This is a genomic window from Pseudomonas sp. Irchel 3E19 (genome assembly GCF_900187585.1).
Classification (GTDB): Bacteria; Pseudomonadota; Gammaproteobacteria; order Pseudomonadales; family Pseudomonadaceae; genus Aquipseudomonas; species Aquipseudomonas baetica.
Window position 1 is genome coordinate 81,587 of the sequence record NZ_FYDT01000015.1, and the last position, 14,212, is coordinate 95,798.

The 14,212-nt window shown below is 58.9% G+C and carries 12 protein-coding genes; all 12 read left to right on the forward strand.

Annotated features, from left to right (window positions below):
* Positions 1-23: 23 nt before the first annotated feature.
* A complete protein-coding gene (locus tag CKW18_RS12245; RefSeq protein WP_095189035.1) occupies positions 24-338 on the forward strand; it encodes a DUF2934 domain-containing protein in 315 nt (104 codons plus the stop codon).
* 225 nt (positions 339-563) lie between these two features.
* Complete coding sequence (gene glgX / locus CKW18_RS12250; RefSeq protein WP_095189036.1) at positions 564-2,723, forward strand: glycogen debranching protein GlgX; 2,160 nt, start codon at positions 564-566, stop codon at positions 2,721-2,723.
* Position 2,724: 1 nt separating this feature from the next.
* Positions 2,725-3,723 (forward strand): acyl-CoA dehydrogenase family protein, encoded by a 999-nt coding sequence (locus tag CKW18_RS12255; protein ID WP_095189037.1) that lies wholly within the window; start codon positions 2,725-2,727, stop codon positions 3,721-3,723.
* A complete protein-coding gene (locus CKW18_RS12260) occupies positions 3,720-4,490 on the forward strand; it encodes a PIG-L deacetylase family protein (RefSeq protein ID WP_095189038.1) in 771 nt (256 codons plus the stop codon). The genes CKW18_RS12255 and CKW18_RS12260 overlap by 4 nt, the downstream gene beginning before the upstream one ends.
* On the forward strand, positions 4,487-5,086 hold the full coding sequence (locus CKW18_RS12265; RefSeq protein ID WP_095189039.1) for an SAM-dependent methyltransferase: 600 nt from the start codon (positions 4,487-4,489) through the stop codon (positions 5,084-5,086). Before CKW18_RS12260 ends, CKW18_RS12265 begins: the two co-directional genes overlap by 4 nt.
* Complete coding sequence (locus CKW18_RS12270) at positions 5,083-5,742, forward strand: glycosyltransferase family 2 protein (protein WP_095189040.1); 660 nt, start codon at positions 5,083-5,085, stop codon at positions 5,740-5,742. The genes CKW18_RS12265 and CKW18_RS12270 overlap by 4 nt, the downstream gene beginning before the upstream one ends.
* Positions 5,743-5,928: 186 nt before the next feature.
* Positions 5,929-6,687 carry a PIG-L deacetylase family protein gene (locus CKW18_RS12275; RefSeq protein ID WP_095189041.1) on the forward strand — a complete coding sequence of 253 codons (759 nt, stop codon included), beginning with the start codon at positions 5,929-5,931 and terminating at the stop codon, positions 6,685-6,687.
* A gap of 257 nt (positions 6,688-6,944) precedes the next feature.
* A complete protein-coding gene (locus tag CKW18_RS30560) occupies positions 6,945-9,269 on the forward strand; it encodes a hypothetical protein (RefSeq protein WP_170947241.1) in 2,325 nt (774 codons plus the stop codon).
* A 472-nt stretch (positions 9,270-9,741) separates the two neighbouring features.
* The gene (locus CKW18_RS12285) at positions 9,742-10,101 is read left to right on the forward strand and encodes a DUF6124 family protein (RefSeq protein ID WP_095189042.1); all 360 of its coding nucleotides are present in this window, start codon (positions 9,742-9,744) and stop codon (positions 10,099-10,101) included.
* Positions 10,102-10,499: 398 nt separating this feature from the next.
* A complete protein-coding gene (locus CKW18_RS30565) occupies positions 10,500-12,047 on the forward strand; it encodes a hypothetical protein (RefSeq protein WP_170947242.1) in 1,548 nt (515 codons plus the stop codon).
* A 564-nt stretch (positions 12,048-12,611) separates the two neighbouring features.
* Positions 12,612-12,971: a DUF6124 family protein gene (locus CKW18_RS12295; RefSeq protein ID WP_095189043.1), complete on the forward strand. Its 360-nt coding sequence runs from the start codon at positions 12,612-12,614 to the stop codon at positions 12,969-12,971.
* Positions 12,972-13,127: 156 nt separating this feature from the next.
* Positions 13,128-13,910 (forward strand): endonuclease/exonuclease/phosphatase family protein, encoded by a 783-nt coding sequence (locus CKW18_RS12300; protein ID WP_095189063.1) that lies wholly within the window; start codon positions 13,128-13,130, stop codon positions 13,908-13,910.
* The last annotated feature ends 302 nt before the right edge of the window (positions 13,911-14,212 follow it).

A 14,212-nucleotide genomic window follows, 5' to 3' on the forward strand; every position in this document is an offset into this window, starting at 1 on the left:
GGGTTCAGTTCAGGAGTATTGCGATGAGCACCGACGATAAACGCATTCGCGAATTCGCCTATCAAATCTGGGAATCGGAAGGTAAACCCGAAGGCGAGGAATCACGCCACTGGGAGATGGCGCGCAAACTGGCCGAGGCCGAAGCACTGGCACCGAAAAAATCACCGAAGGCTGCGGGCAGTAAAACCGCAGGCAAGACCGCCGAGGTGAAAGCGCCGGCAGCCAAGCCAAAAGCGCCGGCCAAAGCCAAGCCCGCCAGCGCCGCAAAAGTCGTCCCGCCGGGCGAAAAAGCCGCCGAGAAAAAGCCGCGCGCACCGCGTAAGCCCCCGGCGAACTGACGCTCTACCCGATTATTGAACTGAATGACTGTGTGGCGGGTTTACCCGCCACCGAGGGGGCGTTCGCCCTCAAGAAACATGCAATTCCCCTGTGGGAGCGAGCCTGCTCGCGAAGGCGTCGGTCCATCCGACATATCTATTAGCTGGGCCACCGCTTTCGCGAGCAGGCTCGCTCCCACAGGGTTTTGTATCAGCCCAGAATTCATCCGTTTTGCAGGAGCAATCATGACCCGTCCAAGTAAAGCCGAGCCCGTCACGCACGCCGAGCCCTCGCGAATTCGTGAAGGTCTGCCCTTCCCGCTGGGTGCGACCTGGGATGGTTTGGGGGTGAACTTTGCCCTGTTCTCCGCCAACGCCACCAAAGTCGAACTGTGCATTTTCGACGATGCCGGTGAAGTCGAGCTCGAACGCATCGAACTGCCGGAATACACCGACGAGATCTACCACGGCTATTTGCCCGACGCCCATCCGGGGCTGATCTACGGCTACCGCGTCTACGGTGCCTATGACCCGGCCAACGGCCACCGCTTCAACCACAACAAGCTGCTCATCGACCCGTACGCCAAACAACTGGTTGGCGAATTGAAATGGTCGGAAGCGCTGTTCGGCTACACCATCGGCCACCCCGACGCCGACCTCAGCTTCGACGAACGCGACAGCGCGCCCTTCGTGCCCAAGTGCAAAGTCATCGACCCGGCGCACACCTGGGGTAATGATCAGCGCGTCAGCGTGCCGTGGGACAAGACCATTATTTATGAGACCCACGTTCGCGGCATCAGCATGCGCCACCCTTCGGTACCGGAAAACGTGCGCGGCACGTTCGCCGGGCTGATGAACGACGATGTGCTCAAGCACATTCGCAATGTCGGGGTTTCGACCGTCGAGCTGTTGCCGATCCACGCCTTCGTCAACGACCAGCATCTGCTGCACAAGGGCATGACCAACTATTGGGGCTATAACAGCATCGCGTTTTTCGCCCCGGACCCGCGTTATCTCGCCAGCGGCAAGATTGCCGAGTTCAAGGAGATGGTCGCGCACCTGCACGAAGCCAATCTGGAAGTGATCCTCGACGTGGTCTACAACCACACCGCCGAGGGCAACGAGCAAGGCCCGACCCTGTCGATGCGCGGTATCGACAATGCCTCGTACTATCGCCTGATGCCGGATGACAAGCGCTTCTACATCAACGATTCCGGCACCGGCAACACCCTGGATCTGAGTCACCCGTGCGTGCTGCAAATGGTCACCGACTCGTTGCGCTACTGGGCCAGCGAGATGCACGTCGATGGCTTCCGCTTCGATCTGGCGACCATTCTCGGTCGCTATCACGACGGTTTCGATGAGCGTCACAGCTTCCTGGTGGCCTGCCGTCAGGACCCGGTGCTGCGTCAGGTGAAAATGATCGCCGAGCCTTGGGACTGCGGCCCCGGCGGCTATCAGGTGGGCAACTTCCCGCCGGGCTGGGTTGAGTGGAACGACAAGTTCCGCGACACCGTGCGCGCGTTCTGGAAAGGTGACGACGGCCAGGTTGCCGACTTCGCCAGCCGCATGACCGCCTCCGGTGAGATGTTCAATCAGCGTGGACGGCGGCCGTATTCGTCGGTGAACTTCATCACCGCCCACGACGGTTTCACCCTCAACGATCTGGTGTCGTACAACGACAAGCACAACGAGGCCAACGACGAGAACAACCAGGACGGCAGCAACAACAACCTGTCGTGGAACCACGGCGTCGAAGGCCCGACCGACGATCCGGAAATCAACGCCCTGCGCCACCGGCAGATGCGCAATTTCTTCGCCACTCTGCTGCTGGCCCAAGGCACGCCGATGATCGTCGCCGGTGATGAGTTCGCCCGCACCCAGGACGGCAACAACAACGCCTATTGCCAAGACAGCGAGATCGGTTGGGTCAACTGGGATCTGAGCGAGGACGGCAAGGCCCTGCTCAAATTCGTCAAACGCCTGATCAAGCTGCGTCTGGCCTATCCGATCCTGCGTCGTGGGCGTTTCCTGGTCGGCGAGTACAACGAGGACATTGGCGTCAAGGACGTGACCTGGCTGGCGCCGGATGCCAGCGAGATGACCACCGAGCATTGGCATGACGCGCACAACCGTTGCCTGGGCATGCTGCTTGATGGCCGCGCGCAGGAAACCGGGATTCGCCGCAAGGGTGGCGACGCGACCCTGCTACTGGTGGTCAACGCCCATCACGATATCGTCAACTTCACCTTGCCAGAAGTGCCTGAAGGCAGTTTCTGGACGTGCATGATCGACACCAATCAACCGTCGATTCGTGGTCAGGAACGCTTCGATTTCGGCCACGAATATTCCGTCACCGGACGCTCGCTGCTGCTGTTCGAACTGCAACGTGAAGAAGAAGACTGATATGGACTTGCAAAACTATCTCGCCCGCCGTCCGCCGGATTATCGCGACACCGCCGCCCTTGGCGGTTGTCTGCGGGCGCTGGTCGAGGCCGGTCTGGACCGATTGCCACTGCCGGGCAGTGGTCATACGCTGGAGCGATTTCAGCGTCTGGCCTGGGTCGGCGGTCATGATCTGGGCCTGTGCAAACTCTACGAAGGCCACACCGACGCGCTGGCCATCATCGAGCAACTCGGTGGCTCGCCAACGCCGGGCAGCACCTGGGGCATGTGGGCGGCAGAACCGCCACAAGCGCGGGTGCACGTGCGGCCCGCCGGGCACATGGTCACGCTTGATGGACGCAAGGCCTGGTGTTCCGGCGCCTCTGTGCTCAGCCATGCCTTGCTCACCGCGTGGGATGCCGATGATCAGCAGCAATTGGTCGCCGTCGCCCTCGACCAGCCGGGCGTGACCGTTACCGATCAGGGCTGGCAAGCGGTAGGCATGGGCGCCACTGGCAGCGTGGAAGTGCTGTTCGACGGCGCCGAGGCGCAGGCCATCGGCAACCCCGGCGATTACCTGCAGCGTCCGGGCTTCTGGCAAGGCGGGATCGGCATTGCCGCCTGCTGGTACGGCGCCGCGCGGCAGCTCGCCGAACCGTTGCGCCAGCACTGTGCGCAACGTGACGAGCCGCACGCCCTCGCCCATCTCGGCGCCGTCGACACGGCGTTGCAGGCGGCCGCCGATGTCCTGCGTTTCAGTGCCTTGCACATCGATGCTAATCCCGAAGCTAACGCCGAACTCCTCGCCCGCCGCGCCCGCGCCGTGGTGGAGCAATCTGCCGAGCACGTGATCCGCGAAACCGGGCGGGCTTTGGGGGCCGGGCCTTATTGCAAGGATCGGCACTTCGCCCGTCTGATCGCCGATCTGCCGGTGTTCCTGCGGCAAAGCCACGCCGAACGCGATCTCGCCGCGCTCGGCCAACTGGTTGCCGCTCAAACCGTGGAGGCCTGGACGTTATGAACGCTGTCAAAAAAGACAATCCGATCGTCGGCCAAGGCACGTCACTGCACCAATGGCAGGGCTCACGGCATCTGGCTGAGCTGGACAGCATCAATGTGCTTGAGCTGGTGCCGCCAGGCGCGCGGGCGGTGATTGTCGCCCCGCACCCGGACGATGAAGTGCTCGGCTGCGGCGGCTTGCTGCAACTGCTCGCCGCCGCCGGCCGCCCGTTGCAACTGATCTCGGTGACCGACGGCAGCGCCAGCCACCCCGGTTCCGCTCGCTGGCCGGTGGAACGCCTGAGCGTGATCCGCCCACAGGAATCCGCCGAAGCGCTGCGTCGTCTGGGTGTACCGATGCATCGGCTGAAGTGGCTGCGCGGCGGTTTCACTGACACGCAAGTGGCGGCTCAAGAAGCCGAACTGAGCGACTTCATCGAGCGCCATCTGCGTCCCGACGATGTGCTGTTCACCACATGGAGCGACGACGGCCATTGCGATCACGAAGCCGTCGGCCGCGCCAGTGCCGAAGCGGCGCGCAGAGTCGGTGCAACCTGCCATGAACTGCCGGTGTGGACGTGGCACTGGGCAACACCTGAAGACGCCTGTGTGCCGTGGCAACGAGCGCGCAAGGTGTTGCTGTCGCCGGAACACGTTGCGCGCAAACGCCACGCGGTTCACGCCTTCGCCAGCCAACTGGACGGCGACCCTGATGCCGGACTCGGCCCGGTACTCGCACCCTACGTGCTGGATCGCCTGCTGCAACCGTTCGAAGTGGTGTTTTTATGAGTGTCGAGGATCGTTACTTCGACGGCCTGTTCGCCGGCAACGACGACCCCTGGGCGTTTCGTCAGCGCTGGTACGAGCAGCGCAAACGCGCGATCACCCTCGCCGCGCTGCCGCGCCCGCACTATCGGGCGATTTTCGAACCGGGCTGCGCCAATGGCGAGTTGAGTGCCGAATTGGCCGGTCGCTGTGACCGGCTGTTGTGCTGCGACACAGCAAGCGCTGCGGTGAGTCTGGCGCGCACCCGATTGAGTCCGTTTGACCATGCGCAAGTGCGGCAAAGTCGCCTGCCCGGCGACTGGCCGGAAGAAAAATTCGACCTGATTGTATTTAGCGAAATCGGCTACTACCTCGACACCCAGGATCTGACAGAAGTGATCCGCCGCATCAGTGATTCCCTGACCGCCGACGGGCAACTCCTGGCCTGCCACTGGCGTCCGCCCATCGAGGGCTGCCCGTTGAATGCGCGTCAGGTTCACGACCTGATACACGAACACTTGCACCTGCCGCGGCTGGTGCTGCATCAGGAAGCGGACTTCATTCTGGAGGTCTGGAGTCGCGAACCGCGCTCAGTGGCAGCGCTGGAGGGCTTACGATGATCGGCATCCTGATTCCGGCGCACAACGAAGAAGACCTGCTCGACGAATGCCTCAACGCTGCCCTGCGTGCCAGCAAACACGGGCTTCTCGCCGGTGAGCGGGTCGAAGTGCTGGTGGTGCTCGACAGTTGCACCGATCGTTCGGCGCAGATTGTCAGCGCCTACCCGGTGCAGAGCCTGCACATCAATGCGCGCAATGTCGGCCTGGCGCGTGCTGCCGGCGCGCAAGTGCTGCTGGAGCGCGGCGCACGCTGGATTTCCTGCTCGGACGCCGACAGCCGTGTCGCTGACGATTGGCTGGTGGCGCAGCTCGGGCTGGGCGCCGACGCGGTGTGTGGCACGGTAACCGTCGAGCACTGGCACGAGTCGTTCGATAAAGCCGCGCAAATCCGCTATCACCGCCACTACCGGGCGTGTGACGGCCATCGGCATATCCACGGCGCCAACCTGGGGGTCAGCGCCGACGCTTATCGCTGGGCCGGAGGCTTCAAACCGCTGGCCTGCGATGAAGACGTGCACCTGGTCCGGCAACTGGAGTTGTCCGGCGCCAATATCGCCTGGAGCCACCGTCCGCAGGTGCACACCAGTGCCCGGCTCGACGGCCGTGCACGCGGAGGATTCGGCGACTATTTGCGAAACCTGGCACAGATCGAGTAAAAAAAACCGGATCAGATTGATCTGCGACGCGACGAACTGCATTTGTTGAGCAATACTCTGCTGCGCGGCAATCCAGGGTTCGGAGCGTCGCATGGCAAATCAACCAGCCTTCACGGGTCGGCCGCGCCGGATGTCTGAAGGCTGCGCGCGTGACTGAGGGCGAGACACAACAAGGACGTAGCACCCATGAAACCGTTATCCCTCAGCGAAAGCAGCTTGCCGGCGCAGATATGGAACAGCGCCCCCCAACTCGACAACATTCCCGTCATCAACACCCGCAGTCTGGTCCCCGACGGTGCCCGCGTCGTGGTCATCGCCCCGCATCCGGGTGACGAAGTGGTCATCAGCGGTGGCCTGCTGCAGTTACTCGCCAGCCTCGGCCATCCGTTGCAATTACTCTCCATCACCGACGGCAGCGCCAGCCATCCCGGTTCACGGCAATGGTCGGAAAAACGTCTGAGCGTCTTCCGCCCGCAGGAAAGCGTCGAAGCCCTGCGCCGCCTCGGCTTGCCGATGCACAGCCTGAAATGGGTACGCGGCGGCTTCACCGATAATGCACTGTTTGACCGCGAGCCGGAGCTGACCGCCTTCATCGCCCGCTACCTGCGCCCCGGCGACGTGGTGTTCAGTACCTGGCGCGAGGATGGCAGCGACGACCATGAAGTGGTCGGGCGCGCCGCGTTCAAAGCCGTGCAACAGGTCGGTGCGACCTACCATGACGTGCCGTTCTGGGCCTGGCACTGGCCGGAGCGCGACCAGCAGCTGATCCCGTGGCAACGCGCCCGCAAGCTGCGTCTGGACAACTGGACCGTGGCCCGCAAAAGCCACGCGATCCACGCCTACGCCAGCCAGCTCAATGGCGAACCGGCGATCGGCATCGCGCCGATGTTGCCGCGGGTGCTGCTGGAGCGGATGCGTTTACCGTATGAGATTGTCTTCGTCTGAGCGCCGCACAATCCGGTCTCTGTAGGCGCTGCCGCAGGCTGCGATCTTTTGATCTGGCTTTTAAAGATCACAGCCAGCGGCGCTCCCTCCTCCAACGCAATGCGCCCGCAACACTTCTTGCACCTCCGACCGAGTTAACCACTCGTCCGAAAACGGCTCCTACCTGTCAACTTTGACAGTAGCCCGCTTCTCCCGCCTGATGTTTGATGAGCCCACTTCCCGAGCGCATTCGGGCTTTTCGCCTCCAGGAGCAAGTGATGGATATCCAGTCCGCCGTACTCAATCAATTGTTCGTGCTCTTCCCGGTGATCATCCAGGGCTGGATCACCCCGGTGAGACCGGCAGGCATCGCCCACGGCGGCATTCCCCAAGTGCTTTACGACGGCCAGCTCCAAGGCCTGCTGTGCCTGATCGACCCCTGGACCGAGTTACAACGGCAATCCTGGACCATGGCGGTCGATGATCGCGTGGATCTGTACATCAACGACAACACGACCCCCGTGACCGGTACGACCGTCAAGCCGGGCGAAGAAGCGCAGCGTCTGCGTCTGTACATACCACACGGCTACCTTAGGCAGGGTGTCAACCGCCTGCATTACAAGGTCTTCCGCGTCGGCGGCAACACCAGTGAAGACTCCCGTGACCTGCTGGTGCTCTATCACCTGCGTACGCCGGACAACCTGGATATTGTCATCCCCGCAGACGTGATCAACGAAGGCGTCAGTGCCGAACGCGCAGCGCAAGGCGTGGAGTTCAGGTTCACCTATAACAACCGGCGCCCCTATGACCGCATCCGACTGCTGATCGGCGATACCGAGGTCACTTTCGATGTCGCCGATGGCAACGCACCGATCACCCACACGCTGTTCACCGACGCGTTTCTCGCAGCGGGCAACAACCCGAGTGCGGTGATTCAATTCTTTGTCTTCGACCAGTTGGGCAACCCCAGCAAATCCCCGGAGAAGCGGCTGGACATTCATCTGGAAGCAGAGACGTTCGACAGCCCGATTTTGCGCGAACGCCTGGACGATACGGGAGATGACAAGACCGAAATCGATCTGGAGAAACTGGCCGGCAATCCGCTGTTGATCATTGTGCCGACCAGTGACTCACGCTTTCAGGTGGGCGACCTGATTTACGTGACGTACATCTGCAAAGTTACTGGCCAGCCTGACGTCGTGGTAACGCCGCCTGCCGGCACGGTGGAGGCGGACGAGTTCGGGCAAAGGAAGCCGTGTGTTGTTGAAGTGCCTAATGAGCACGTGATTGCTGACGGCGCTGTGACGGTGACTTACAAGGTGCACAGAGCCAATGGTGATGCGGTGGGGAGTTCCAGGGTTGCGCGGGCGCAGGTGATTGGCGAGGCGTTGCCGGCTGCAACATTGGTGTTCACCAATGGGCCGTATGAGGTTTTGGCTGGCAAAACGTTCGATGTCGGTTTGCTGCTAACGCGTGATGGCGTGCCGCAGGCGAATGTGGTGGTTACTTTACGCCTTGCATCGGGATTCCAGTTTCCGGGTGGGGGTGGTGGTGAGCGTGATTTCATTACTGATGCGAAGGGGGTGGTGACTGTTACCGGGATTATTGCCTCGGGGGCTGAGGGGGGGCATGAGTTGGTGGCCAAGAGTAAGGGGGCCAGTGATGTTGTGGCGCGGGTGGAGGTTTTGGCTGAGGGGCCTGTGGGATTGATAGATATTGGGGAGCTACCATATACAATCGCCATATCAAAGGATGGTACACGTATTTTTGTTAACGCTCGTGGAAGAATAGTAGAAATCGACCCCGTGACCAATCGTGTAGTTGGCGTGATTCCCACTGGCATTACTGACTGGTTGTCTGCCATGGTTATCACGCCAGACAATAAAAAAATTTATGGCACGCACTATAACCAAGGCATACAAGTATTTAACACCACCACTCGAAGAATCATAAAAACAATTCCCGTTATCTCCCATTACTTATCATTAAGTCCAGACGGTAGCCGTTTAGCCTCCAGCATTGGAAATAACGGAAACGTGACAATGATAGAAACCGTCACAGACACTGTTACAGGAACACTATCAACGTCTGCGTTCAACGGAGCCCAATTTAATTCCGACGGCTCGAGAATCTTGGCAATGTCAGGAAGCCTGCAGGCAGTCAATTCAGAGACCGGCGCAGTCATTAACAGCTACACAATCCCCGTGCGCTCCGGCATAGGTGAAATCGGTCTCAGCCCTGACGGGACGAGGATATATATATTACTTTACGACGTAGACGCGAATCAATTTTACACTTACGGAACCATAGTAGAGCTCGAGGCAAAAACCTTGAGACCGATTCGAAACATTACCGTTTCAGGCAGACTAACCCCTCACGATGGGCAAATGATCATATCCACAATATTCACTGACCGCATACTGCTCACACACCCAAAAATCACAACCGCCATCATTATTGATCTAGTCTCTGGAAAGGAAGTTGGACATTTCGAGATGGTCCACCCTGGACCATCGAGGATGGTCTATACCCCAAACCAAAAACGATTGTATGTGTGTAATATAAATAGCCGCTACCTTGATGTATTTCCTATCGACCAATAGCGCGGAATAAGATGACGTGGGGAGAGTGCCGGATAAGGGGACGCATTTATTTAATCGCCAGTGAAGCCCTCGCTCGGCATTAACCGGAACAGATTTAATTATCTGCCCCATTAAACAGCAATGTTTAACAGACAAATCCAGACACTCTCGCAGGCTACAAAACCTTGCGCCTTTGCCTACAGCTACGCCAGAATCCGCCGGCTTGTGCGCCTTGGGGGCGGGTTCTATTGTGGGTCGGTCGCTGACGAATCAGCGATCGGGTTTGGTAGCCCGAGTTAACCGAGGCGCACAGCGCCGGCAATTGCATTCTGTCGATGATTTTTCGTCGACCGACTTGTTATGGCGGCTGTGCGCGGGGCGTCTTATGGCGCGCTGGGTTTGCCTTGGTGCCCGGTCTACCAACCTGCGTTCAGCCGCCACCCTAATGTTTGGTAGCAATAGGCAGCGGCTCCATTTACCAAGGAGCTTCACCATGATCAAACCAACACCCAACCCACCCGAAATCGACCCCACCTCCCCCTACGAATCCCTCGATTCAAAAAAGCTCCACGAAGCCGCCGACCGCGCCCTCGACCACTACCTCTGCCCGCCCGGCTCCACGCCGCCGCCGCGTAAAACCCGCGGGATGTATGCCGCGACCGCAGACACCAAAAACGAGGAATTGCTGCTCGATGCTTTCGAGACACTGGCATCAGCCAAGACCATCGCCCACGACTTCGCCCGCCTGCTGCCCGCACCGCAGCGCCGGACGGTGTTGGGGATTGCGCAACTGATCATGCTGGGGGAACTGGCGGTGAACCGGGTGCTGAATAACCTGGAATTGCCGAGCTAACGCTTAAGGGGACAGATTGATTGCCCCACTGTAGGAGCTGCCGCAGGCTGCGATCTTTAGATGTTGATCTTTAAAACAAGATCAAAAGATCGCAGCCTTCGGCAGTTCCTACTGGGGGTGCTGAGTTTTCGCGGCAAGCCCACGTCAACAGGGTTCAGTATTCAAACAGGCGCCAGCCCGGTACAACGTCCAAGTCCCGCCGCAGACCGCAATCCTTTGCCTTCCTCCGCCACCGTAATGCACACCCGCAGAACATTCTTGCTCCTCCGACCGAGTTAACCACTCGTCCGAAAACGGCTCCTACCTGTCAACTTTGACAGTAGCCCGCTTGCCCCGCCTGATGTTTGATGAGCCCACTTCCCGAGCGCATTCGGGCTTTTCGCATCCAGGAGCAAGTGATGGATATCCAGTCCGCCGTACTCAATCAATTGTTCGTGCTCTTCCCGGTGATCATCCAGGGCTGGATCACCCCGGTGAGACCGGCAGGCATCGCTCACGGTGGCATTCCCCAAGTGCTCTACGACGGCCAGTCTCAAGGCCTGATGTGCCTGATCGACCCCTGGACTGAGTTACAACTGCAATCCTGGACCATGGCGGTCGATGATCGCGTGGATCTGTACATCAACGACGACCCCACACCCGTGGCCGGCGTGACCATCAAGCCGGGCGAAGAAGCGCTGCGTCAGCGTCTGTACATACCACACGGCTACCTTAGGCAGGGTGTCAACCGCCTGCATTACAAGGTCTTCCGCGTCGGCGGTAATACCAGTGAAGACTCCCGCGACCTGCTGGTGCTCTATCACCTGCGTACGCCGGACAATCTGGATCTTGTCATCCCCGCAGACGTGATCAACGAAGGCGTCAGTACCGAACGCGCAGCGCAAGGCGTGGAGTTCAGGTTCTTCTATAACAACCGGCGCCCCTATGACCGCATCGAACTGCTGATAGGCGACACCCTGGTCACTTTCGATGTCCCCGATGGCAACGCACCGATCACTTACAAGCTGTTCACCGACACGTTTCTCGCAGCGGGCAATAACCCGAGTGCGGTGATCGAATACATTGTCACCGACCAGTTGGGCAACCCCAGCAAATCCCCGGAGAAGCGGCTGGACATTCATCTGGAAGCAGAGACGTTCGACAGCCCGATTTTGCGCGAACGCCTGAACGATCCGGGAGATGACCTGACCAAAATCGACCTTAAGAAACTGGCCGGCGATCCGCTGTTGGTCATTGTGCTGACCAGTGACGCACGTTGGCAGGTGGGTGACCTGATTTCCGTGACGTACATCTGCAAAGTTACCGGCCAGCCTGACGTCGTGGTAACGCCGCCTGCTGGCACGGTGGAGGCGGACGAGTTCGGACAGAGAAAACCGTGTGTTGTTGAAGTACCTAATGAGCACGTGATTCCTGACGGCGCTGTGACGGTGACTTACAAGGTGCACAGAGCCAATGGTGATGCGGTGGGGAGTTCCAGGGTTGCTATTGCCACCGTTACAGGTGTGACGCCGATAGAGTTAGTTGAGGACTTTGAAAGTTTACCTGAATTGAGAATCGAGGAAGGTCATAGTCTGAAAACTGCGAGCATGACAATATCTTCGCTGATCGGGACCCAATTAATTTTTCGCGTTGGCACTCAATCGCATAACCCTTCAGTGCCAGGCAAGATAGATAGGCAAACATTATTTATAGACTACAGAGGCAAAGCTCGACTCACATTAAAATCAACATATAACAAAGCATGCTTATGGTATACCAGAAGCGAAGGAAGAGCCTCAATTACAAGCTTTGACACTAACAACGTAAAACTAGAAACGCTTATGATATTGCCAACAGATTCTTTTAACGCACTGCAACTAACTTTTACAACACCTGGAATTAAATATATAGATATTATCGACCTAGGAGATAATTTCATAATAGACAGAATTACACTTTCAATGTAATCGAATAAAAAGTTGCTACGAAAAGAAAACGGGAAAAGAGGACGTATTTGTCTAATCGAGCTTGCGGTGTGTCATTCAGCATCACTGCTGACTGACACACCGCTATCGCGAGCAGGCTCGCTCCTACAGAGGATTGTGGCAATGGCTCACGGTTCTGGCGGTTGACTGCCCTGGCATTAACCGGAACAGATTTAGTTATCCGCCCCCTTAAACAGCGATGTTTAACAGACAAATCCAGACACTCTCGCAGGCTACAAAACCTTGCGCCTTTGCCTACAGCTACGCCAGAATCCGCCGGCTTGTGCGCTTTGGGGGCGGGTTCTATTGTGGATCGGTCGCTGACGAATCAGCGATCGGGTTTAGCGACTCGGACTACCTCAGTGCATCAGCGTTCATGGCTTCGTTGTGGGATTCTTCGCCCGCAATTACGTTATGGCGGCTGTATGCGGGAGACCTTTGGGTCTACCGGGGTGCCTGTGACCGGTTCGCTAACCTGCGTACAGCTGCCACCTTCACTTGTTTAGCGACAGGGGAAAGTGGCTCCATAACCTCAGGAGCTTCACCATGATCAAACCAACACCCAACCCACCCGAAATCGACCCCGCCTCCCCCTACGAATCCCTCGACTCAAAAAAGCTCCACGAAGCCGCCGACCGCGCCCTCGACCATTACCTCTGCCCGCCCGGCTCCACGCCGCCGCCACGCAAAACCCGCGGAATGTATGCCGCGACCGCAGACACCAAAAACGAGGAATTGCTACTCGATGCCTTCGAAACACTGGCATCAGCCAAGACCATCGCCCACGACTTCGCCCGCCTGTTGCCTGCGCCGCAACGCCGGACGGTGTTGGGGATTGCGCAACTGATCATGCTGGGGGAACTGGCGGTGAACCGGGTGCTGAATAACCTGGAGTTGCCGCAGTAGCAACGGCTGATCGTTCCCGCGCTCTGCGTGGGAACGATCAATCAACGATCGCCGCCTGGTTTCACTCGCCAGCGCCTACAGGCCCGAACACCGAAGGAACTGCTCGCCTGCCCGTCAGTCGCATGAAAAGGAAGGTCAGGATTCAGAGGAGTGAACGTGTCCAGCGATCCCAAACGTCATGTCGTCGACGATTCAGCCATCCATCGCTTGCGCGTGTTGACGGTCAATACCCACAAAGGCTTCACCGCCCTCAACCGGCGTTTCATCTTGCCAGAGCTGCGCGAAGCGGTACGCAGTACCTCGGCCGATCTGGTGTTCTTGCAGGAAGTGGTCGGCGAGCATGAGCGGCATTCCAATCGCTACAACGAGTGGCCACAGACGTCGCAGTACGAGTTTCTCGCCGACAGCATGTGGAGCGATTTCGCCTATGGGCGTAACGCGGTCTACCCCGATGGCCACCATGGCAACGCGCTGCTGTCGAAATACCCGATCCGCGAATACCGCAACCTCGACGTGTCGATCACCGGCCCCGAGCGCCGGGGTCTGTTGCACTGCGTGCTGGATGTTCCCGGTCACACCGAAGTCCATGCGATCTGCGTGCATTTGAGTCTGCTGGAAAGCCATCGGCAATTGCAGTTGCAACTGCTCTGCCAATTGCTCGAATCCCTGCCCGATGACGCCCCGGTGATCATCGCCGGCGACTTCAACGACTGGCAACTTCAGGGCAACGCTGCCCTCGCCCGTCGCGACTATCTGCACGAAGCGTTCGAACGTCATCACGGGCGCCCGGCCAAGACCTATCCGGCGCGGTTTCCCTTATTGCGGCTGGACCGTATCTACCTGCGCAACGCCAGCAGCCATGACCCGCAGATTCTTGGCAACAGACCGTGGACCCACCTTTCCGATCACCTGCCGCTGGCGGTTGAGGTGCATCTGTAAGCACAGCCGCAATATTGACAGCAACGACCCGCGTACCGCGCTCGGCCATAGTGGCGTGCGCGTCAACGGGCAAGCCTTCCGTCGGTAATAGCACACCTCTGGAGCGGGGCTTTCCCAGCGATATTCCATGCAAACAAACACTTAGTTATGTGCAGAAAAACAAACGCTTGCACGTCCCGATTTGTCACTACCGCTCATCGTTCAATTTCTTGACGCGCAGCCCTGACTCTTCTTATCTCTACCTTACTACCCCCGGAAACACTGTCCGGGGCGAGCCTTCGGCCACTCGCGAAATCGAGCGG